This window comes from Methanoculleus sp., from assembly GCF_020696975.1.
Lineage (GTDB): Archaea > Halobacteriota > Methanomicrobia > Methanomicrobiales > Methanoculleaceae > Methanoculleus.
Window position 1 is genome coordinate 191,669 of sequence record NZ_JAJGBK010000029.1, and the last position, 20,769, is coordinate 212,437.

The following is a 20,769-nucleotide window of genomic DNA, read 5'->3' on the forward strand; positions in this document are numbered from 1 at the left end:
TGCCTCCATAGTACACGACCTCACGATCTTCTATGGTTGTCTGACATCTATGCGACGAGTACGCTGTCGTATGCACCGTCGTTGATGGCCTGGATCATCTCGCGGGGGCTCATACCCTCAACGGTGACGCCGACACTCACGCACGTTCCAACGACCTCTTTGACCGCTGATTTGACGTCGTACGAGAGCATGCCATCAAGTTTCATACGGGCGATACGGACAGCGGCCTCCAGCGGCAGGTTCCCTGCCACCTGAGTACCCGGCTCTGCGGAACCCTTGGTGATACCGGCCTCTTTCATAACGAGCGCCGTCGTGGGCGGAATGCCCACCTCAATCGTGAAGTTCCGCTTCTCGTCGACTGTGACCGTCACCGGCACCTGCATGCCGTTGAAGTCAGCTGTCTTTTTGTTGATCTCGTCGACGACAGCCTTCACGTTGATACCGAGAGGTCCGAGTGCGGGCCCGAGAGGCGGACCTGCAGTTGCCTTGCCGCCGGGTACCAATACCTCGACCGTTTCTGCCATACAAATTCACCAGCTTATTCCTCAGGGGAATAGTTGCCTGGGTTATCCAAGGTCAACGTGAGAGGATTTAAATATAGTGTCGGGCGGTTCTCCCCCTGAACCCCGGGATCGGGGCAAACCGGTGCGCCAGGCAAAAGGAATTACGACGCCAGCGGCATAACGCTCCCTGTCAGGGTGGGAAAAAGAGGAATGGAGGGGTATTTAACCAGTCTCGTCCGACCGTTCCACAACGCGGACGGAATCGCCGCGTACCGTGATCGGAATGGGGACCATACTCTCGTACAACTCGACCGTGATCTCTTCCTTCCCGGAATCGATCCGTTTTACGACCGCTTTCTCGCCCTTGAACGGGCCGGCGATGATCTCGACGATGGTGCCCTCGGTGATGCCGCTGACCACCGGTTTCGGGACCAGGAAATGTTCTACCTCAGAAAGCGCGGTCGAACCCTGCACCACCGCGCGCGCATGGGGGATCAGTTCCACCAGCTGTTCTATTCGGGCGATCGAGTCAGGACTCTCCACAAGGACGTAGCCTTTCAGTTCCTCGGGGACCATGACAGCCATGACATGGATGTCTTTTTGTTCCCTCGTCACCTTCTCGATGTTATCGGCTACCGTCCGTTCCTGCTTTGCGGTCGTCTTTATTGCATATACCCTGTTTGCGCTCTCAGCCATATCCATCATTTGGGCATTACCAGCAGGATCTCGTATATGATAAAGCCGACAAGGCCGATGAGCATGATCCCGGCAGCCGCCACGATCGCAATCTTGGAGAATTCGTCGCGGGTCGGCGTTCGCGCCAGTTTCAGCACGCGCCAGTACTTCTTGAAGAGCTCCTCTTCGATCTTGAACGACTTTACTTCGTCAAACTTCTCTTTATAATCCATCATACCGGCTCACTTCAGAAAGTCGATCTCAAATTGTTTCATCATGCGTGGCATACTCTTTTCGTTTCTCCCATATATTTGTGGTGACCGGACACCGGTAACGACAAGTAAGGTCCGCATTCTGCCCTGCATCTCGGGATCGACCTGGGCACCCCAGATGATGCGGGCATCGGGATCGATGCGGTCATAGACCTCCTGGATGACGGCCTCAGCCTCATACATGGTCATATCCGGCCCGCCGACAACATTGACGAGCGCCGCGCTCGCCCCGGAGATATCGACATCGAGCAGCGGGGAGCGCAGCGCCTTCTTGACCGAGTCGGCGGCTTTGTCCTCACTGTCACTCTCGCCCATCCCGATCATCGCGACGCCTCCGCGCTCCATGACGGTCCGGACATCGGCGAAGTCCAGGTTGACGAGCCCGGGCATCGTGATCAGTTCGGTGATGCCCTTGACCGCCCGCATCAGCACCTCGTCTGATACCTTGAAGGCGGCATGGAGCGGGAGACGGGGCACGACCTCGAGCAGGCGATCGTTCGGGACGACGATGACGGTATCGGCCACTTCACGGAGCCGTTCGAGGCCTGCCTCGGCATTCTGGGCGCGAATGGCGCCTTCGGCCGTGAACGGCAGGGTGACCACGGCGATGGTCAGGGCACCCTCCTCCCGGGCGGACTTCGCGACGACGGGTGCTGAGCCGGTGCCGGTGCCGCCACCAAGCCCGGTGGTGATAAAGACCATATCGCATCCCTCGACAGCATGCTTGATGTCGTCCTCGTTCTCAAGGGCCGCCTCTTCACCGACCTGCGGAATCGAGCCTGCACCAAGACCGCGGGTCCTCTGCCTCCCGATCAGGATACGTGTCTCAGCCCGGGTCCGAATAAGGTGCTGAGCATCGGTGTTAAGAGCGATCAGCCGCGCCCCGTTGATGCCTTCCTCCGCCATCCGGGTGACCGTGTTCGAACCGCCGCCCCCGCACCCGACGACTGCAATCTCAGTCCGGAGCTCCATGAGGACATCCTCAAGCTCTTTGTCGACCTCAGTGGGCTCAGCAAACCGCTGCTCCTCTCGTGCCCGTGAAAGTGCCTCTTCTACGATGGACTTCATGTATACCTCTCCAATCCCGGGATATGTATCCGTTTCACGCTGGTTGTCTGCACTGCATCGGGTGTGATCTTCCGCCCCTCGATCTCAACCGCTCTCCCGCCGGCAAGGATGGCATAGAGCGGCCCTCTCGGGACCCCGTGTCTGCGCGCTTTTTCGGGATCAAACCGCACCTTCCGGAGGATGAGGTGATCACCGTCGATAGCAGCGTCTTCACAGATAAGTAAGAGTTTTACGCACAGGGTAGTTATATCACTTGCGAGTTGAGAGGACCCGTCCTCAAAGCCGATAAAGGTCGATAGCACCTCTTTCGAACCTTTCGAGAGATGAACCACTGGCAATTTATCAAGAGATTCTAAAAACCTGACTTTATCAGATTTTACCGTTTCTTCGACCAGATCGGTGACTACCGGCACAGGAACGGGGTTTCCCAGGCCGGCAAGGCCGTGGATACGTATGCGTGATCCGGGGGCGATCTCTTCGGCAAGAGCCCGTACCCGGAGGTAGGTGGCCCATTCGAGGCGCGAGGCCTCAACGACCTCCGATTCGGAGAGGAGGAGCATCCCGGCGTCGTCGAGCAGCTTCTCGATCCGCCCGGCCTCGTCGGCGGGAAGCGATTTCCTGTCGATGTAGGCGGCAACGGCGCGGCTTGCCTCCCGCATCCGCCGGAGGCTGTCGGGGCTGATAGTACCGGTCTGCCGTGTCGGCACGATGTGGCCGAAGGCGCCCCGGGAGGAGAGAGCGATCCCGGTCTGCCGCACCGCGTAGTGGGTCCCACCAAACCCGATGAGGTTGATCGTCTCGGTCGGTGCCGCCGAGAGGATGCTCTCCGCCACCGCTCTCCCGGCTGCCGGATCGGCCCACTCGGCAGCAGTGGACCCGATCTCGACAAAGAACGACGGTGTCGAAAGCGCCGTCGGACCGTGATGCGTTACCTCGTAGGAGGCACGGTAGCCCTCCGGGGCCCGGGCGGCGAGGTTGCCGAGGACCGCGTGCATCCATCTAGGGGCTGCCGGCGCGAGCTCCCCCGGCTCGCCGCCGAGGTCGGCAGACCCGTAGTTGCCGGTCACATGCACGGTCAGGGCGGGCGTCGGCTGCACGCTCGAGTGCCGGGAGATGAAGATGATGAGGTCGGCATCGACCTCCCGGTCGATCCGGTCCTGGTAGATCAGCCGTCCGTCGACCTCGTGGAACGTCAGCGTATGATCCTCCGCGAGCGGCCATGAATTGCTCCCGGAGAGCAGAGCCAGGAGGTGGTTGCGGATATTTACCCCTGCGATATCCTGTTTTGAGTTAATCAGCACGATCCGCATCGGATATACGTGGGTCGGCGGCATGCTAAATGGTACTGCTTGACTGGCGCAATAGTAAATCCTATCACTCTACAGGCAAACCATGTGAGTACTATGGACGAAGAGAAGATACGGAAAGCATTCGAGGCGTATGGTATAACAAACGAGATCACCTGCCCGCAGGCCTTCGAGATCGCCGAGAAGTGCGGCATACCCCGGATGGATATCGCCCGCTACTGCAACCAGCGCGAACCGCGAATAAAGATACGGGGCTGCCAGCTGGGCTGCTTCAGATGAGCCTCTTTCTATCGGTCGTACCCGTCAGCGAGGCTGTGGAGACGGTGCGGAGACTCGCACCCCCGCCAGGGTGCGAGGAGGTTCCGCTCGAAGATGCCCTCTACCGGGTCCTTGCGCGGGACGTCGTTGCCGATATCGACATCCCGGGGTTTGACCGTTCGACGGTCGATGGCTACGCGGTCGCGGCGGCCGAGACCACCGGGGCTTCCGAGGCCATCCCGGCAATGCTCCAGTGCCGGGGCCGGATCGGGATGGGGAGCGCAGATGCCGGGAGGATCTCCCCGGGCTCGTGCCGGTACGTCCCCACCGGCGGCGCTCTCCCCGGAGGCGCGGACGCAGTCGTGATGATCGAGCATGCCGAGCAGATCGGGGACGACATCCTGATTCATCGCTCCGTGGCACCCGGTGAGAACGTGGTCTTCTGCGGCGAGGACTTTCAGGCCGGGAAGGTGGCACTTGAACGGGGCCGCGTTCTCTCGCCCCGGGAGATCGGCGTCGCCGCGGCGGTCGGTGCCGACCGGGTCTGCGTCACGAAGGTCCCAAAGGTCGGGATCATATCCACAGGCAACGAGCTCGTCCCCGTCGTCGAGACCCCGCGGCCGGGCGAAGTGCGGGACGCAAACTCCTACCTCGCCGGGGCCTTTGTGACGGGGCGGGGCTGCCATCCAGTTTACTTCGGGATCGTCAGAGACGACCGGGCGGTTTTGAGGCGGGCGGTCTCGTCGGCGCTTGAGAGGTGCGACGTGGTCCTGGTATCGGGGGGCTCCTCGAAGGACGAACGGGACAACACCGCGGCGGTCATCATGGAGCTCGGTGAGGTGCTGGTGCACGGGATCGCGATCGCGCCCGGTAAACCCACCATCATCGGCACCGCGCGGGGAAAACCGGTCATCGGGCTCCCCGGTCACCCGGCCTCGGCCTTTGTCGTGCTCGTCGCCGTCGTCGACCACCTGCTCGCGGCGATGCGCGGGACGACCGTTTTGCGGCAGACCGCCCGCGCACGACTGACGCAGAACATTCCTTCTACCCGCGGCCGGGAGGATTACGTCCGGGTCAGCGTGAGAGACGGGGAGGCGACGCCGGTCTTCGGGAAGTCGGGACTCCTCAACACCCTGGTGCAGAGCGAAGGCCTGGTACGGATCCCGGCATCGAGCGAGGGGTTCGAGGTGGGCAAGGAAGTGGAGGTGATCCTGTGGTGAAGCGTTACCTCTCGGTGATATCCCTTGCGGAGGCGCGGGCGCTCGTCGAACGCTCCTTTTCGCCGGTACCCGGGATCGTCCGCGTTCCGGTGACGACCGCCGTGGTCGGCAGGATCACTGCTGAACCCATATTCGCCCGGTTCTCGGTCCCCGCCATCCACATCTCTGCGATGGACGGGATCGCGGTGAGAAGCGCCGATACCCTCGGCGCAAGCGAGCAGCGCCCGGTGACCCTCCCGGATGCGGCGAGGGTCAATACGGGAAACATCATCCCACCCGACTACGATGCGGTGGTGATGATCGAGGACGTCTGGGTCGAGTCGAAGTCTGACGACTCCTCCCGCTGCGCTCCTATAAAACATCGCGACGGCGAGACCTACACTATCCGAAAATCGGTCAGCCCCTGGCAGCATGTCCGCCCGGTCGGGGAGGACATCGGTGAGTCGGAGATGATCCTCCCGAGCGGTCACCGGGTACGGCCGCATGATGTAGGAGCGCTCGCAAACTACGGGGTCACGGAGATCGCGGTCAAGAACATCCGGGCAGGCCTGATCCCAACCGGGAGCGAACTGGTGCCGGCCGGTGAGATGCCGCCGCCGGGGAAGGTGGTGGAGAGCAACACCCTGATGGCCGCGGCCGTCCTCGCTGAGGCGGGTGTGGAAGCGCACCGCTATCCTATCGTCCCGGACGACTACGATCTTATCCGGGACGCCGTCCGGCGCGGTGTCGCCGAGAACGATATCCTCCTCGTCTCGGCGGGGTCGTCCGCCGGGACCCGCGACTACACCGCCGAGATCATCCGGGATCTCGGGGAGGTCCTGGCACACGGCGTCGCCATCAAGCCCGGAAAGCCGGTGATCATCGGCAGGATCGAGGGAAAACCGGTGATCGGTCTCCCCGGCTATCCCCTTGCCGCGGCGACGGTGCTGCGCGAGCTCGTCCTGCCGTTTATCGCCCGCTACGGTCTCCCCGCCACCCGGCCCGAGCGGGTCGACGCCCGGCTCACCACAAGCCTTCACTCCGATATCGGGACCGACGAGTTTGTCCTCCTCTCGGTGGGAAGGATCGGTGAACACTGGGTGGCGGTGCCGCAGTCACGAGGCGCGGGGGTCCAGATGAGCATGGTCCGGGCGAACGGCTACCTGCAGATCCCGGCACAGAAGGAGGGCGCCGAGGCCGGGGAGACAATGAGCGTCCTGCTCACCGTCCCCCGCACGGAGGCAGAGGAGGCGGTCCTCGTCACCGGCAGCCACGACCCGGCCCTCGACCACCTTGCCGACCTTGTGCGGCCGCACGGCGTCGATATCCACTCCACCCATGTCGGGAGCATGGGCGGGGTGATCGCCCTCAAAAAGCAGGAGTGCCATGCAGCCCCGATGCACCTCCTCGCCCCCGACGGCACCTACAACACCCACTACCTGGAGCGGTATATGCCCGGCGCGGATCTCGCCCTTCTCTGCGTGGCGGAACGGCAGCAGGGGGTCATCTCCCGCGACGGGCTCTCATTCGAGGATCTGCCCGGCCGGACGTTCATCAACCGGCAGAAGGGGTCGGGGACCCGGATGCTCCTTGACCACCACCTGGCAATGCGGGGCATCGACCCGGCCCTCATCCCCGGCTACGGGCGCGAGGCGACGACGCACCTTGCAGTGGCGCTCGCGGTCAAGACCGGAGAGGCGGATGCGGGAATGGGGGTATACAGCGCGGCAAAGGCGCTCGGTCTTGCGTTCGTCCCGGTGGCGACGGAACGCTACGAGCTCGTGATGCACCGCGAGATGCTTGACGACCTCCGGATCGCGGCCCTCGTCGAGACCGTCTCCTCAGAGGCGTTCAAAGAGATCCTCAAGGGTCTCGGCGGCTACGAGACGGACGAGACGGGTGTCCTGCGCTGGTTGCGAGACTGACGGCCTCTTCGGGTCCGGCGCAGGCCCTCACCCCTTCTATCTTCCAGGTCAGGAGGCCATAGACCGGTCTTCCGGTCTTGAGCGCGACAGCAATCTCCGAGAGCGTGCCGTAGCCTCCCCCGACGGCGATGACCGCGTCGGCCGACTGGACGAGGATGACATTTCGCGCATGCCCCATGCCAGTGCGGATGACCACGTCGAGGTAAGGGTTACCGTCCCCGGTGTCCGGGAGGATGCCAACAGTCATACCGCCGGCCCCCTTTTGCGCCCCGCGAGACGGCCTCCATCACCCCACCGAGGCCGCCGCAACAGACGGTCCCGCCCGATTCAGCGATGAGCCGGCCAAGGGTTTCTGCTGTCCTGTATTCTTCCCCGGAGCAGTCCCCCCGCCCGATGACTGCGATCTGCATGGGAGAGGGCGGGGTTTCGAGAGATAAAGGGCCCGGGGGATTGGGCGGGGTGGAGAAAATCCCGATACGCTGGACCGTGCGAGGTGCGATGTTCCGGGAGAACGGAGCACGAGAAGGCCGAAGGCCTTTGAGGGGGGAGCATCCCCCCTCCCCTGTCCACATCACATACGCAGACACGTAACCCCCAGCTTCGGTTAACCAGTCTCCCGGAAGGTTTTCCCTGCTTGACCGTCTTCTCCCGGATGTCGCAAGTTGCACCTGCCGGCGCTCTCGCTCCTGCTCGGAACCAGACAGTGCCTCAAACCTCGGATGTCATCCGCCGCACCCTTCCGTCAGTCGTACAAAATGCTTTGTCCCCCAACAACAAACGGTACACCAGAGTGCTGAATATGAGGGATACAAGGTGAAAGAGGTCACCAGCAGTTATAACCCGCGGGAACTTGAGACGGAAGTCCAGGATCACTGGAAGCGGGAGAATACCTATGCACGCGTCCAGGCGCTGCGAAAGGATGGAAAAGCGTTCTTTTTCGTCGACGGGCCGCCCTACACCACCGGCCACATCCATCTCGGCACCGCCTGGAACAAGATCATAAAAGACGCCATCCTCCGCTACCACCGGATGCGGGGCAGCAACATCATCGAGCGGGCCGGCTACGACATGCACGGCCTCCCCATCGAGGTGAAAGTCGAGCACCAGCTCGGGTTCACCTCCAAGAAGGATATCGAGGAGTACGGCATCGCCGCGTTCATCGAGCAGTGCCGGACGTTTGCCGTGACGCACATGGAGATCATGAGCGACCAGTTCCGGAAGCTCGGTGTCTGGCTCGACTTCGACAACCCCTACCAGACCATTGATCCGGGCTACATCGAGTCCGCGTGGTGGGCGGTCCAGCGGGCGGACGAACGCGGTCTGCTCGAGCGCGGCCACCGGGTCGTGAACTGGTGTCCCCGGTGCGAGACGGCGATCGCCGATTCAGAAGTGGAGTACTGGGATGAGACCGACCCTTCCATCTTCGTCAAGTTCCCCGTCGTCGGGCGGGAGAACGAGTACCTGGTGATCTGGACGACGACACCCTGGACGCTTCCGGCAAACGTGGCGGTGGCGGTCAACGCCACCTTCACCTACGCACGGGTGCGGGCGAAGAAGGATGAAAGCGAGGAGATCCTCTGGATCGCCGAAGACCTCGTCGAGCCCGTCCTGAAGATGGGGCGTTACCAGGACTATACGGTCCTTGAGAAGGTCAGCGGGAGCGACCTTGTCGGAACGGAGTATGCATCGCCGCTTGCGGGCCAGGTGCCGCGCCAGGCGGAGATCCGGCACCGGGTCGTCGCGGCCGATTACGTCACGCTCGAGAATACCGGTCTCGTCCACATCGCCCCCGGGCACGGGTGGGACGACTACCTGGTCGGCATCCGGGAGGGGCTTGAGACATTCTGCCCGGTCGATGCCGGCGGGTGCTTCACCCCGGCGGCCGGGACGTTTGCGGATATGTACGTCCGGGACGCAAACGACTTCGTCATCGAAGCGCTCGGCGAATATCTCCTCGCCCGGCGGACGATCACCCACCGCTACGGCCACTGCTGGCGGTGCAAGACCCCTATCATCTACCGGGCAACGGCGCAGTGGTTCCTGAAGGCCACCGAGATCCGCGAACCGATGCTTGAGGAGATCGCGAAGGTGAAGTGGTACCCCGAGTGGGCGGGGAGCGCCCGGTTCCATGACTTCGTCAAGGAGTCGCGCGACTGGTGCATCTCCCGGCAGCGCTACTGGGGCATCCCCATCCCCATCTGGCACTGTGAAAAGTGTGACAGATATACCGTCGTCGGCACCGTCGCGGAACTCGAGGAACGGTCGGGGACGAAGATCGTCGATCCCCACCGCCCTTACGTCGACACCGTCACCATTCCGTGCTCCTGCGGCGGGGAGATGCGCCGGGTGGCCGACATCTTCGACGTCTGGTTCGACTCGGCCGTCGCGTCCTGGGCGACCCTCGGGTTCCCCCGGGAGCGCGAGGCCTTCGACCGCTACTGGCCGGCGGACTTCATCACCGAAGGGCAGGACCAGACCCGTGGCTGGTTCTACTCCCAGCTCGGGGCGAGCACCGTGGCGTTCGGCCGCGCGCCCTACAAGAGCGTCCTGATGCACGGGTTTGCTCTCGACGCCGAAGGGCGCAAGATGAGCAAGAGCCTCGGAAACGTCGTGACGCCTGAGGAGGTGATGAACCAGTTCGGTGTCGACGTCCTCCGGTTCTACGTCCTCTGGGCGAACGCCCCCTGGGACGACCTGAAGTTCAACTGGGAGAGCGTCAAGACCATCCACCGGACGCTCAACATCCTCTGGAACGTCTACCGGTTCCCGCTCCCGTACATGGTCCTCGACTCGTTTACGCCCGCGGCCGGAGACGACGGGCGGTGGGACGACTCGTTCGTCCGGGCGCATATCGCCGATATGCCGCAGGAGGACCGCTGGATCATCTCCCGGGTGAACTCACTTGCCCGGACGACGGCCGAAGACCTGCAGGAGTATCATCTCCATAAGGTGACGCGGGCGCTCGCGACCTTCATCCTCGAAGATCTCTCCCGCTGGTACGTGCAGCTCGTCCGGCCGAGGATGTGGCTTGAAGAAGACTCGCCGGAGAAGCGGTACGCCTACGAAACCTCCTACTACGTCCTGCGCCGCTTAATAGCGCTCCTTGCGCCGTTTACCCCCCACGTCACCGAGAAGATCTACGGAAACCTCCGCCTTGCAGGTGACCCGGAGAGCGTCCATATGCTCGACTGGCCGGAGGCAGACGACCTCCTGATCGATCAGGATCTCGAAGCCGACATGGAAGTCATCCGGGCGTTTGACGACGCGGTCGCCACCGCCCGGCAGGCCGGAAAGAGAAAACTGCGCTGGCCGGTCGGAGAGACCGTGGTCGTCACCGAGAGTGCTGGCGTGAAGACGGCTCTTGAGGACTTAAACGACCTTGCCCTGACCCGGGCGAACGCCCGGACGGTCAGTGTCGTTACCGGGACGTGGGACCGGATCCTCTGGCAGGCTGAGCCGGTGATGCGGGCGATCGGCCCGGAGTTCGGTAAGGAGGGGCCGAAGGTCAAGGCCCTGATAGAGGGAGCGGACGGCACCGCACTGAAGGCCGCGATCGAGCGGGACGGAAAGGCCGAACTCGATGGGTACGAGATTGCCGCGCGCCACGTCACCTTCGCCGAAGCCCTCCCGGAGGGGGTCTTTGCCGCCCCCATGAAGGACGCAACGGTCTACGTGGACGTCACCCTCACGCCGTCCCTCGAGGCTGAGGGCTACGCCCGCGAGGTGATCCGGCGGATCCAGGAGATGCGCCGCCAGCTGGACCTGAACGTCAACGACTTCATCGTCGCGGCCGTGGACGTCGCCGATGAGCGGGTAGCCTCGCTCATCGGGGAAGATGAGTGGGAGAAGGAGATCGCCGGCGAGGTCCGGGCGGCAGCCCTCACCATCCGGCGCGCTGACGGGAAGAAGCCCGCGGAGACCTTTGCGCTCGCGAAGGACTGGGACGTGGAAGGCGTGCAGATGCAGATGGGCATCTCACGCGCCGGTGAGTGACCGGATCAGGGCAGCCCCCTCAGCCGTCGAGAAGAGGGGGGTCTCCTCCGGTTCCCGGATGCAGGCCCGCACGGCCTGCACGGTCTTCCCGGTCATGGGGTTATACCCCTCTTTTATGCACTCTTCCCGGTAGAGGAGCGTCCCCCGCCGCTGCCAGGCAGGGGTTGCCGCCAGGTTGACACCCCGCTCGAACATCATCTCGTGCATCGCCTCGGACTGCATACCGCGGAGCGCCGCGGCGGCCTCCCGCGACGTCATCCCTTCCTTGACAAGCGCGTTCTGGCAGTAGGCGTTGATGTGGTTCCGCCACGCCTCGTTCTGCCGTGAGACAAGATACTCAACCGCAAACTCCCCGGTTGCCGGGATGATCCGGGCATCGAACGCAAGCGGTTCGGCGCACCCGAACTCGATCGTGAGTTTGCTTGCCGCAATCGCGGCCGTCACGGAGTCGATCTTCTCCACCCTCCCGGAGAACGGCAGCGTCTTGAAGTAGAGACTGATCTCGTCGGAGAAGGTGTAGGCGAACGTGGGAGATAGGCCGCTTTCGGTGAGGAGGTGGCGGCAGACCGACCGCATGCTCGCAGAGAAGGCGGGATCGAACGGTCTCTTGAGATCGAGCGTCCGGGCCAGACGGTGAAAGGCCCGGCCGTCGAGTCTGACAAAAACGGGGGGGAAGATGGTGAGGTTCGAGAAGATCTCACGGTCTTTGATATCCATATTTTATCAGCAAAGGAGCCCGGACAAGGCCGGATATCACGGTCACTCTTCTTTTGCCGGCGACCTGAAGATCCCGGGGATGTGGCGGACGATGACGATATCCCCGATGCTCTTTATGATGCGGAAAGGTATCTGCAGCCCTGCATACCCTTTTACCTCGCCGATCTCGGGGTTGAGTTCACCGACCGCAAGGGAGTCGATCTTTTTCTGGTCCACATCGATCACGACATCGTCGACATTTCCGACAAAGATGGCTCTATCGGTATAGACGCGCAGTCCGAACAGTTCTGTGACCTGTGTTCTCATCGGTATCCTCTGAAGGTATATTACTATAAATGATAAAAAGATACTCCTTTTCATGGAAGCGTCGCTACAGATCGGAAACCTGGCCGGGATCCCGGTCAAACTGCACTGGAGTTTCCTTCTCGTGATCCCCCTCTTTGCCTGGATCATCGGGAGCCAGATCCTGCTCACGACCGAGTTGATCGCAGTCCTCTTCGGTGTTCCGATCGACGTGACGCTGATTGCGGAGGGGTTCAATCCCTACATCCTCGGGATCGTCGTCTCGCTCGGCCTCTTTGTCGGCGTCTTCATCCACGAGCTGGCCCATTCCCTCATCGCGAGAGCAAGGGGGATCGAGATCCACAGCATCACGCTCCTCATCCTCGGCGGCGTCTCCCAGATGGAGGAGACGATGCCGGACCCGAAGGTGGAACTCCCGATGGCGCTCGCGGGCCCGCTCACGAGCCTCGCGGTCGGCGTGATCTCCAGCGCTCTGGTCTATGTCTTTGACGCTGTCATCGCCGACCCGGGCATCGCCGGCGTCCTGGTCTTCACCTTCGGCTATCTCGGGCTCTTGAACGTCCTGCTCTTCGGGTTCAACCTCCTTCCGGCGTTCCCCATGGACGGGGGGCGCGTGCTGCGGGCTTGGCTTGCACGGAGGATGCCGCTCGCCCGGGCGACCCGGATCGCCGCAGACGTTGGAAAGGCGTTTGCCGTCCTCTTCGGGATCGTCGGGCTCCTGCTCTTAAACCCCATCCTGATCATCATCGCCTTCTTCATCTACATCGGGGCGAACCAGGAGGCCACGTACCTGCGCTACAACATACTGCTGCAGGATGTCACGGTGGCGGATGCAATGAGCAGCCCGGTCACCACCGTAGAACAGACGATGCCCCTGCCGCGGGTGGTGGAGATGATGTACGAGACGAAGCACCTCGGCTTTCCCGTGGTGGAACGGGGCTCACTCGTCGGGATCATCGCGCTCGCCGACGTCCACAAGATCTCTCCGCACGACCGCGAGGCGATGCAGGTGCGGGACGTCATGACCCGGAACCCGGCCACCCTCCCGCCGTCGGCGCCGCTCATCGACGCGCTCCGGATCATATCGGGCATGGATATCGGGAGAATTCCGGTGGTCGCGAATGATGCCCTGGTCGGGATTGTGACCAGGACCGATGTGCTCCGGGTGATGGAACTGCGGGAAGAGGAGTAATCAGGAGGGGGGAGAGCAACTCGCCGACCGAAGGAAGCGTTAGAAGACCGAAGGTCTTCGACTGAGGAGGCCGGAGGCCGGGCGGGGTGGGGCTTATGAGAAGAGGTTAACGGGTGCTCCCTTATGGGGAGGGGGAGACCCCCTCCCCGATCCCCTCCCCCCATGGCGATATCCCCACGGTCCAGTGTACCGGGCTTTTCCATCGAGTAGGCTACTCCGGTATTCATAACCCTGAACAAATCCTCGCAGCCGGGCCTTAAGATCCACAAGGCTGCGGATACCTAGGATCGAGATCTCCAGTATCAGTTGAACCTATTCTCACGAGCATCAGACGGGACTGCCGGAGTTCAGCGCCACGGGGCACAAGCGTGAATCTCAAAAGAAGCAACAGCCAGCACAGGGCATCCCCGCCCTAAAACCTCATCACACCCTCAATCCCCGTCTCCCCCACGACCTCCCGGAACTCCTCAAGGCTCCTAAAAGGCCGGCGGGCGGCGATGGTTGCGGCCCTCTTCTTCCCGACGCCAGGGATCCACCGGAGCGCCGCGACCGGCAGGGTGTTGACCTCCACAGGGCAGGGGAGGGCCGTCACCGACCGCATCCCCCAGTCCACCACGACGGCGTCGAGGACGGTCTTTGCCGGGAGGGGGAGGGGAATCCCGACGAGGATTGGGTAAGAACCCATCTGCCGCCCGAAGGACGGTTTGCCGGGAACCTCGATGACGACATCCCGAAGGACGGTCCCGGCCGGAAAGACCCGGCGGAGCATCGGTTCGTCGAAGTGGGTCCGGGTCCACTCCTTGAAGGCCCGGAACCGGGCGTCGTGCTTCCCGAGGGTGTTCTCTCCATAGGCCGCCGTCCCCTCAAACGGCATCAGCTGCCGGATGTTCACCCGCCGTACCAGGAGCCCGGCGTCGAGGATCCGCTGGAGGAACGCCTCGTTCGCATCGAACGTCGCCGGCTTCTCCCCGGCAAGACCGACAATGAAGTTTAAGCCCGGCAGAAGCTCGGGTATGCCACCCGTCCGCTTTCCCCCGACATCGTTCACGATCTCGATCGCGCGGAAGACATCGTCCGGCATCGCCTTGAGGTTGTTTGCCGCAACCACCGCCGGATCGGCGGTCTCCATCCCGAAGGCCGCGATGTCTCCCGGGGTGTGCCCGGCAACGATCGCCTCGAGCGCCGCCCGCGCCGCATCCTCGTGCCGGGCGATGGTGCCCGGGTTGATGTTGTCGATGTGCAGGGTTGCCAGGTCAGGGGCCATACGCCGGATCGTGGAGAAGAGGTCATCAAGCACCTCCGGGCGCGGGACCGGGAACTCCCCGCCGGGGCTCTGGTAGGCGAGGAGGTCCGGCTGCCGGCCGAGCCTGAAATGGCGGGCACCTGCCGCATGGAGCGCCGCCACCTCCTCCGCGATCCCCTCGATGCTCCGGTAGTGCGGCAGACCGTAAAAGGGCTCGGTGCAGAAGGAGCAGCCGCCGACCGTCGCCCGCGAGCACCCGGTGGCGGTCTCGAGTTCGCACATAACATACGGGAACGCCGGGTGCTCTCTGATGATCCCGGCGCCTGCCACCGACCAGGGATCGGTCAGGGAGTAATCGCCCGCACCGGCAGGCTCCCCGCCCGAGAGCCAGGAATCCAGTGCGACCGCCGGCGAGCCCGAGAGCGTGACGTCAAACCCACCAATCGCCTGCCGGATCGCTTTCCTCCCGCCCCCGGGAGCGTAGCCGAAAGCGATCGGCCCGCCGATCGCAGTGGTCGGTTTCCGCAGCAGGGTTCCGAGCTGCTGGACCTCCGTCAGGGTCGCGGGTTTTCCCCCGATATAGGCACCGGGCACGGTCAGTCCCGCGATCATCACCACGAGATCGCCCCGGCCGGATCCTGTGGCGAGAGCCGGGTCGGCCCGGACCTGGTCGATGGTGACGTAACAGGGAGCGTAACCATGATTGGCGAGGACGCCGGCGACCTCTCTCACGTAGGGAGAGATGTAGGGCGCAACACCGAGGCATGCAGGCTCGTCGACGTAACCGTCGATGATGAGGGCGCTAGAGGTCATACCCGATCAGGCGGAGCAGTTCTCCTGCCCAGTAAAGTTTTCCCCGCTTGACCGGGTCGACGTCCCGGTCGGAGAGATCGAACCCGATGATCCGGATCCCTGCCGCACCGAGTTCGTCGGCGGCAAAGACCGCCCGGTCACCGTCGGTGAACCCGCCGAAGTTGTGGACATGGGCAAGGGGGGCCGCCTGGGTGGTGGCGACGAGCGGGCCCGGAAGGCGCGGGATCCAGTGGCGGAGAAGCGGGATATTGTCGCCGTGAGCGTGCACGATCATCACCGTCCCCTGGCGTGAGAGGTCGATGAAGAGATCGGTCGCCCCGTCAAGGTCGGTGAAGACGGCATCCGGCCGAATGCCGTGGTCCACGAGCACCCCGGCGGCCGCATCGGCGGCGAGCACCGTCCCCTCGATCCGGTCGACTTCATCCGGGAGAGAGGGAGCGTTCCCGCAGACCGTCACCATTCTTCCCCGGATAAGGGCTTCAAGCAGTCCGAGATCGTCCCGGTCCGCGAGACTCCCGAGTAGCCGGGCCGCCTCCTCATCAGCCTCGCGCTCGAACCCGAAATACTCAAGAATTGCGGTATAGTGAGGTTCCCAGTCTGAAAACCTCATTGCTGGTCCTCGTTATCAAGGCCGACAATGCTGGAGAACCGTTTCAGGATCGGGTCGATGATCAGAGCAAGCAGACCTTCCTTCTCCTTCACCATCGAGAAGTAACTGAGCGGGATCATGGCGGCCGCCATCGTGGCGTGCCCGCCTGCCTCACCGATAGGGCCGAAGGCCTCGGCCATCACGTTGCCGAGGTGGAGCCTGATATCCTTGTTCCGGGCTGATATGATGATGTTCTGGTCGCTGATGCCGTAGACCAGCGCCGTATTCACACCCTCAAGGTGGATCAGCATATCAGCCGCCTGGGGGAGGGCGTCACGGTTCCTGATATAACCGACGTTGGAGAAGAGATACCCGCTCTTGATCCGCCGGTTCCGGATGGCGCTCCCGATGATATCGACGGTCTCCTGGGATATGGAGGGGGAGGTGATCTTGTCGAGGAGGTCCGAGTCGGTCAGGGGGAGGAGGAAGGCTGCGTAGTTGAGGTCCTGGGGGGTGACGTTTCTCTTGAAATCCCTTGTATCTGCCCTGATACCGTAGAGAAGCGCGGTCGCGACCGTTTTGCTCACCGGGATATCGAGTTCCATCAGGTACTGCGTCAGGATGCTCGCCGTGGCACCGACCCCCGGCCTGATATCGATGAAGTCGGCGATCGTGGTAGGATGTTCGCCGTTTTTGTGGTGATCGATGATGATATTGACCCGGGTGGTCTTGGGGAGTTCGTTGTTCACGCCGGGCCCGGAGGAGTCGACCAGGGCAATGTAGTTGCACTCATCGAGGATCTGGGGGGTGAGCCGCTCCAGTTTGATATCGAGGAGGTTAATGAACGCCCGGTTCTCCTGGTGCCCTATATCCCCTTCATAGACGATGCGGCAGTTGAGTTTGTTGTGGCTCGCATGCCGGGCAATCATCGAGAGCGCCATGGCACTCGAGATCGAGTCGGGATCGGGGTTTAAGTGGGTGACGATGCAGAGCGTCCCCTCCCAGGAGGCAAGCATATCATAGAGCCGCAGGGCGAGCCGTGAGGAGTGGAGTTTCCGGATGTGGTGGATGGCGGTCCGGGCCACCACCTCCTGCGGGTAGAGGACGATATCGGCGCCCTCCTGCTGGAGGAGATCGACGCTGACAGGGTCGGTGGCGCGCGCAATGACATATGTCGCCGGGTAGCGGTTCTTGATGGTCTTGAGCGCGGTCAGATTGGCTTCCCGGTCATTTGCGAGGATAAACGCGACCTCCGGGACCGGCAGACCGTCCATAAGGTTTGGATCCCGGATGTCGCCAACAAGCGCTTCGTATTTCTGATCCCGAAGATCCTCGACCCGCTTCTCGTCCTTATCGACGATGATGAGGTCTTCGTTCTCCTGCTCAAGTTCCTCCGCGACGTTATAGCCGGTGCTCCCGCAGCCAAGAATGATATATTTGATACGTTCCTTTGAAACGTTCTGAACCGCCTCAGGCATGCGTACAATGGTGTAACTTCTCATGGTATTAAGGGATTCCATTCCAGTGATTTTCGGGACAGGGCCGTAAGGTTTATACCCATTCCCGCACTATACTTCTAGGTCAGATGCGTGGGCCTGTAGCTTAGTTCGGCAGAGCGACGGACTCTTAATCCGTAGGCCAAGGGTTCAAATCCCTTCAGGCCCGTCGAACATTCATTTCTTCTTCATCGTTTGCATGTATCGATTCTCCGGTGACGACCGTCCGATCCTCGATCTCCTTGCAGAGCACGAACCCTCCATTGCAGGCGGGGCGCACGGCCATCGGGTCAACCCCCGTCGTTCTCCTCCCATGCCATTCTGTCTGACAGGAGGCCGCTCATTGCGATGGGAACGGGGTTCCGGAGGCACATATATGCCGCATATATATAAACCCTGCTCCGGCGGAAAACCCACACGGGCGTTGTGCGGGGAAGAGATTGCCGGGACTTCCCGGTTCCGCACCGCCCCGATGCAGGCGGGGCGGCAGTGTCGAAAAGAGAAGATTGGGGCACGCCGCATTCTGCGGACGCGCCGGGGTGACTATGCCTGACCCCTCTGGACGAGGTCGTCGAGGATCTTCTTGATATCGATCCAGAGAATGAGCCCGGAGGCCTGTCGGGCCTTCCCATCGACCTGCTTCCGGTCGTCCTCGTCCTTTGCGAGTTTGATGATCCCCTTGACGAAGGCGTGGACCCCGGAAGAGATCCCCTCGTCCATCAACTCGATATCCTCCTCGGCCACCTGGATGACGCTGTGAACGTCGTCCACGATGATGCCGAGGTTCGACCCCCCGGTCGCCTCGGCAACCAGAACGATGATCTTCTGGTTGTCTCCCGATGTTCCCGGGATCTGGATCAACCGTTTCAGGTCGATGACCGTGGTGATCTCGCCCCGGAGGTTCATGATCCCGGCGATATAGTCCTGCGCCCGGGGGATGTGGGTGATGGGCATCATCTCCACGATCTCCCGGGCGAGCTGGATGTCCATCGCGTACAACTCCCGTCCCAGCCCGAACTCGACGACGTCGATCATGCTCGGCCTCACTCGAACCGGAACACCGCGACCCTCTCGCGGAGCTGGTGGGCCATCCGCTGGATCTCGTTTGCGGCGCTCGCGACCTCCTCGGTCGAGGCGGACGACTCCTCGGCGAGCGCAGCGAGGCTCTCCGTGCCTCTCTCGCTCTCCTGGACCAGGGCGAAGACCTCCTCGACGCTCTTCGTGACCGCCGTCGTCTCGTCGGCCTGGCTCTCGGTCGCACGAGAGATGTCGGCGATGCCGCTGACGGAGGCGTTGACATCGGCAACCATCTTGTTGAGGGCCGTGAGAGTCTTGTTCACGCTCTCGATCCCGCTGAGGATCTCGATGTGGGCACCCCGCATCGCCTCGGCGGTCTTCCCGCTGCTTGCAGTCACCCCGCCGATCACCTCCTCGATCTGCCGGGTCGCGCTCTTCGACTCCCCGGCGAGGTTCCGGACCTCGCCCGCGACGACCGCAAACCCGCGGCCGTGCTCCCCGGCCCGGGCGGCCTCGATCGCGGCGTTCAGGGCAAGGAGGTTGGTCTGGTTCGCGATATCGGTGATGAGCTTCACGATGTGGCTGATGTCCTGCATCTTCGCGTTCAGGTCCGTGATCTCCGCGACGGCCTGCTCGGAGATCCGCTGCACCGCCTGCATCTTCGCGCCTGCTTCGTTGCCGAGCCCGGTGGCGGCCTCACCGGCCTTCGCGACGTTCAGGGCGCGATCCCGGACCTCCTGCGCGGTGCTTGCAATCTCCTCGACGCTCGCCGAGAGGTCGCCGACCTTCTTGGTGACCTGGTCGAGCCGCTTGATCTGCTCTTTCGCCCCGTCCGAAGAGTTCTGCGCGGTGTTCGCCACCTGCTGGGAGGCCCGGGCGATCTCGTCGGCCCCCTTCCCGACATCGACGATGGCGTGCTCGAGGGCATCCGCCTGGTCGAGGATATGCCGGAAAAAATCCGTTAAGGCTGCGATCGTCTCATTCAGGCTCTTCTTGAGCCCACTGAGCGGATCGTCCGGATAGGTGACCGCAGGTTTCATCAGGTCGCCGGCAGCGAGAGCGTGGAGGCTTCCGGCGAGTTCGTCGATGCTCTTCTTGAGCCGCTCGTCAGCGGTCCGCTTCTCCGTGATGTCGTTATAGACCGTGAGTACTCTCGCAACGTCCCCGCTCTTATCAAGCAGGGGGATGTTATAGCGCTCGAGGATACGCGCACCGACCGGAAACTCGATGGTGGCTTCGCCCTTGCTGTCTTTGCGGCTCCGCACCGTGTCCGCAACGCTGTTCCCCGACTGCTGCAGGTACCTGAAATCCCGGACGGTGAGGCGGGCGCACTGCTCCTCGGAATAGCCGCTCAACTGCCGGAACGCCTTGTTGACAGCGCTTACGGTCAGGTCGGCGTTCCAGATGAGGATCGGCATCGGGTTCTCCTGGACGATCGCGTCGGACTGCTGGTGAAGCACCCGCATCTCTTCCATCTGCTCTTTCTGCTCGGTGATATCCTCGTATACGGCCATCACGCCCTCGACGTTGCCGGCTTCATCCGGGATCGGGACGTTGTAACGGACAAAGGAGTGAGTCCCGGTCGGAAGGGTAACCGTCACCTCCCCCGAGGTCGCCTGCTTTGTCCTGAAGACATCCGCCACATCCTCGCCGGACCGGTTGCCGATATAGTTGAAGTCCCTGAGGGTCATGGACTCGACTTTTGCTCTATCGTAACCGGTAAATTTCAGGAACGCCTTGTTTACCGCGCTGATACGGAGGTTCCGGTCCCAGATAACGGTGGGCATCGGGTTTTCCTGAAAGATGGTCTCTGTCTGCTGTCGACTCCCCTCCACCGGGGTGGAGAGCTCGTTGCTCGATTCCTGTTCGCCTGATATCATAGTCTACCTCCTGCATGACTCCGTAAGCATGCTGTGAACTCTACCAGAGCCGGGGACGCTGAACTGATTTTGCCGCAAACCAGAGGCGTCACATGAGCCGACCGGATTGAACGGAAACCACGGTCGAGGATCTCCATCACGGTGCGTGGCAGGCCCTCTTCTCCGCCGTCAGCAGAGTTCTGATCCCCACAGGGGATCGCATCACCTCGTTTTCGCCGTTAATGCTGATTTGGCCCAGTAAATCTATTTAAAATTGACCATATGCCATGCAAATTCGCCGGGCAGCCTGGAAAAATTTATTTGTAAGGGTTTCTAAATC

18 protein-coding genes, 1 tRNA gene and 1 pseudogene are annotated in these 20,769 nt (G+C 62.5%); 6 read left to right on the forward strand and 14 right to left on the reverse strand.

Going from position 1 to position 20,769, the window contains the following annotated elements:
• Positions 1-47 precede the first annotated feature (47 nt).
• From QZ650_RS09550 to QZ650_RS09570, 5 genes are all read right to left on the reverse strand, one after another.
• On the reverse strand, positions 48-524 hold the full coding sequence (locus QZ650_RS09550; protein WP_292518779.1) for a 50S ribosomal protein L11: 477 nt from the start codon (positions 522-524) through the stop codon (positions 48-50).
• 201 nt (positions 525-725) lie between these two features.
• On the reverse strand, positions 726-1,199 hold the full coding sequence (locus tag QZ650_RS09555) for a transcription elongation factor Spt5 (RefSeq protein WP_292519340.1): 474 nt from the start codon (positions 1,197-1,199) through the stop codon (positions 726-728).
• A 5-nt stretch (positions 1,200-1,204) separates the two neighbouring features.
• Positions 1,205-1,414: a protein translocase SEC61 complex subunit gamma gene (locus tag QZ650_RS09560; protein WP_292518781.1), complete on the reverse strand. Its 210-nt coding sequence runs from the start codon at positions 1,412-1,414 to the stop codon at positions 1,205-1,207.
• A 6-nt stretch (positions 1,415-1,420) separates the two neighbouring features.
• Entirely contained in the window at positions 1,421-2,518 is a 1,098-nt protein-coding gene (gene ftsZ / locus QZ650_RS09565; protein ID WP_292518783.1) for a cell division protein FtsZ, read from the reverse strand.
• Entirely contained in the window at positions 2,515-3,852 is a 1,338-nt protein-coding gene (locus QZ650_RS09570; RefSeq protein WP_292522496.1) for a D-aminoacyl-tRNA deacylase, read from the reverse strand. Before QZ650_RS09570 ends, ftsZ begins: the two co-directional genes overlap by 4 nt.
• Positions 3,853-3,921: 69 nt before the next feature.
• On the opposite strand from QZ650_RS09570, the gene QZ650_RS09575 reads away from it, so the two are divergent.
• Genes QZ650_RS09575 through QZ650_RS09585 form a run of 3 tightly spaced genes read left to right on the forward strand, consistent with a single transcriptional unit; the run spans position 3,922 to position 7,207 of the window.
• Positions 3,922-4,104: a hypothetical protein gene (locus QZ650_RS09575; protein ID WP_292518787.1), complete on the forward strand. Its 183-nt coding sequence runs from the start codon at positions 3,922-3,924 to the stop codon at positions 4,102-4,104.
• On the forward strand, positions 4,101-5,303 hold the full coding sequence (gene glp, locus QZ650_RS09580; RefSeq protein WP_292518789.1) for a gephyrin-like molybdotransferase Glp: 1,203 nt from the start codon (positions 4,101-4,103) through the stop codon (positions 5,301-5,303). Before QZ650_RS09575 ends, glp begins: the two co-directional genes overlap by 4 nt.
• Positions 5,297-7,207 (forward strand): molybdopterin biosynthesis protein, encoded by a 1,911-nt coding sequence (locus QZ650_RS09585; RefSeq protein WP_292518791.1) that lies wholly within the window; start codon positions 5,297-5,299, stop codon positions 7,205-7,207. Before glp ends, QZ650_RS09585 begins: the two co-directional genes overlap by 7 nt.
• Here QZ650_RS09585 and QZ650_RS09590 read toward each other — a convergent pair.
• A pseudogene (locus QZ650_RS09590) lies at positions 7,146-7,779 on the reverse strand (TIGR00725 family protein). The gene QZ650_RS09585 and the pseudogene QZ650_RS09590 overlap by 62 nt on opposite strands.
• Before the next feature lie 241 nt (positions 7,780-8,020).
• On the opposite strand from QZ650_RS09590, the gene ileS reads away from it, so the two are divergent.
• A complete protein-coding gene (gene ileS / locus QZ650_RS09595) occupies positions 8,021-11,200 on the forward strand; it encodes an isoleucine--tRNA ligase (RefSeq protein WP_292518793.1) in 3,180 nt (1,059 codons plus the stop codon).
• Here ileS and QZ650_RS09600 read toward each other — a convergent pair.
• Positions 11,183-11,917 carry a tRNA(His) guanylyltransferase Thg1 family protein gene (locus QZ650_RS09600; protein ID WP_292518795.1) on the reverse strand — a complete coding sequence of 245 codons (735 nt, stop codon included), beginning with the start codon at positions 11,915-11,917 and terminating at the stop codon, positions 11,183-11,185. The two genes, ileS and QZ650_RS09600, sit on opposite strands and share 18 nt — an antisense overlap.
• Positions 11,918-11,959: 42 nt before the next feature.
• Positions 11,960-12,223, reverse strand: a complete 264-nt coding sequence (locus QZ650_RS09605; protein WP_292518798.1) for a PRC-barrel domain-containing protein — start codon at positions 12,221-12,223, stop codon at positions 11,960-11,962.
• 52 nt (positions 12,224-12,275) lie between these two features.
• Here QZ650_RS09605 and QZ650_RS09610 point away from each other — a divergent pair, with 52 nt between their 5' ends.
• Entirely contained in the window at positions 12,276-13,412 is a 1,137-nt protein-coding gene (locus QZ650_RS09610) for a CBS domain-containing protein (protein ID WP_292518800.1), read from the forward strand.
• 412 nt (positions 13,413-13,824) lie between these two features.
• Here the strand turns inward: QZ650_RS09610 and QZ650_RS09615 are convergent, their stop codons facing one another.
• The 3 genes from QZ650_RS09615 to QZ650_RS09625 are packed head-to-tail and all read right to left on the reverse strand — an operon-like array spanning position 13,825 to position 17,535.
• Positions 13,825-15,468 carry a radical SAM protein gene (locus tag QZ650_RS09615; RefSeq protein ID WP_292518802.1) on the reverse strand — a complete coding sequence of 548 codons (1,644 nt, stop codon included), beginning with the start codon at positions 15,466-15,468 and terminating at the stop codon, positions 13,825-13,827.
• Positions 15,458-16,078, reverse strand: coding sequence for a 6-hydroxymethylpterin diphosphokinase MptE-like protein (locus QZ650_RS09620; protein ID WP_292518804.1), 621 nt, complete (start codon positions 16,076-16,078; stop codon positions 15,458-15,460). The genes QZ650_RS09615 and QZ650_RS09620 overlap by 11 nt, the downstream gene beginning before the upstream one ends.
• Positions 16,075-17,535, reverse strand: a complete 1,461-nt coding sequence (locus QZ650_RS09625; RefSeq protein WP_292518806.1) for a DHH family phosphoesterase — start codon at positions 17,533-17,535, stop codon at positions 16,075-16,077. Before QZ650_RS09625 ends, QZ650_RS09620 begins: the two co-directional genes overlap by 4 nt.
• 113 nt (positions 17,536-17,648) lie before the next feature.
• Between QZ650_RS09625 and QZ650_RS09630 the strand changes: the two genes are divergently transcribed.
• Positions 17,649-17,722: transfer RNA gene (locus QZ650_RS09630), tRNA-Lys, on the forward strand.
• On the opposite strand, the gene QZ650_RS09635 is transcribed toward QZ650_RS09630, so the two are convergent.
• The 3 genes from QZ650_RS09635 to QZ650_RS09645 form a co-directional block, all read right to left on the reverse strand.
• Positions 17,714-17,839, reverse strand: a complete 126-nt coding sequence (locus tag QZ650_RS09635; protein WP_292518808.1) for a hypothetical protein — start codon at positions 17,837-17,839, stop codon at positions 17,714-17,716. The two genes, QZ650_RS09630 and QZ650_RS09635, sit on opposite strands and share 9 nt — an antisense overlap.
• A 257-nt stretch (positions 17,840-18,096) precedes the next feature.
• Positions 18,097-18,588 (reverse strand): chemotaxis protein CheW, encoded by a 492-nt coding sequence (locus tag QZ650_RS09640; protein ID WP_292518809.1) that lies wholly within the window; start codon positions 18,586-18,588, stop codon positions 18,097-18,099.
• An 8-nt stretch (positions 18,589-18,596) separates the two neighbouring features.
• Entirely contained in the window at positions 18,597-20,450 is a 1,854-nt protein-coding gene (locus QZ650_RS09645) for a PAS domain-containing methyl-accepting chemotaxis protein (protein ID WP_292518811.1), read from the reverse strand.
• Between the last annotated feature and the right edge of the window lie 319 nt (positions 20,451-20,769).

Coding starts and splice junctions, on each gene's coding strand:
- QZ650_RS09570 (WP_292522496.1), bottom strand. CDS start 3,852: ATGCCGCCGACCCACGTATATCCGATGCGGATCGTGCTGATTAACTCA.
- glp (WP_292518789.1), top strand. CDS start 4,101: ATGAGCCTCTTTCTATCGGTCGTACCCGTCAGCGAGGCTGTGGAGACG.
- QZ650_RS09555 (WP_292519340.1), bottom strand. CDS start 1,199: ATGGCTGAGAGCGCAAACAGGGTATATGCAATAAAGACGACCGCAAAG.
- QZ650_RS09640 (WP_292518809.1), bottom strand. CDS start 18,588: ATGATCGACGTCGTCGAGTTCGGGCTGGGACGGGAGTTGTACGCGATG.
- ftsZ (WP_292518783.1), bottom strand. CDS start 2,518: ATGAAGTCCATCGTAGAAGAGGCACTTTCACGGGCACGAGAGGAGCAG.
- QZ650_RS09575 (WP_292518787.1), top strand. CDS start 3,922: ATGGACGAAGAGAAGATACGGAAAGCATTCGAGGCGTATGGTATAACA.
- QZ650_RS09625 (WP_292518806.1), bottom strand. CDS start 17,535: ATGCCTGAGGCGGTTCAGAACGTTTCAAAGGAACGTATCAAATATATC.
- QZ650_RS09620 (WP_292518804.1), bottom strand. CDS start 16,078: ATGAGGTTTTCAGACTGGGAACCTCACTATACCGCAATTCTTGAGTAT.
- QZ650_RS09550 (WP_292518779.1), bottom strand. CDS start 524: ATGGCAGAAACGGTCGAGGTATTGGTACCCGGCGGCAAGGCAACTGCA.
- QZ650_RS09605 (WP_292518798.1), bottom strand. CDS start 12,223: ATGAGAACACAGGTCACAGAACTGTTCGGACTGCGCGTCTATACCGAT.
- QZ650_RS09645 (WP_292518811.1), bottom strand. CDS start 20,450: ATGATATCAGGCGAACAGGAATCGAGCAACGAGCTCTCCACCCCGGTG.
- QZ650_RS09560 (WP_292518781.1), bottom strand. CDS start 1,414: ATGATGGATTATAAAGAGAAGTTTGACGAAGTAAAGTCGTTCAAGATC.
- QZ650_RS09635 (WP_292518808.1), bottom strand. CDS start 17,839: ATGGCCGTGCGCCCCGCCTGCAATGGAGGGTTCGTGCTCTGCAAGGAG.
- QZ650_RS09600 (WP_292518795.1), bottom strand. CDS start 11,917: ATGGATATCAAAGACCGTGAGATCTTCTCGAACCTCACCATCTTCCCC.
- QZ650_RS09615 (WP_292518802.1), bottom strand. CDS start 15,468: ATGACCTCTAGCGCCCTCATCATCGACGGTTACGTCGACGAGCCTGCA.
- QZ650_RS09610 (WP_292518800.1), top strand. CDS start 12,276: ATGGAAGCGTCGCTACAGATCGGAAACCTGGCCGGGATCCCGGTCAAA.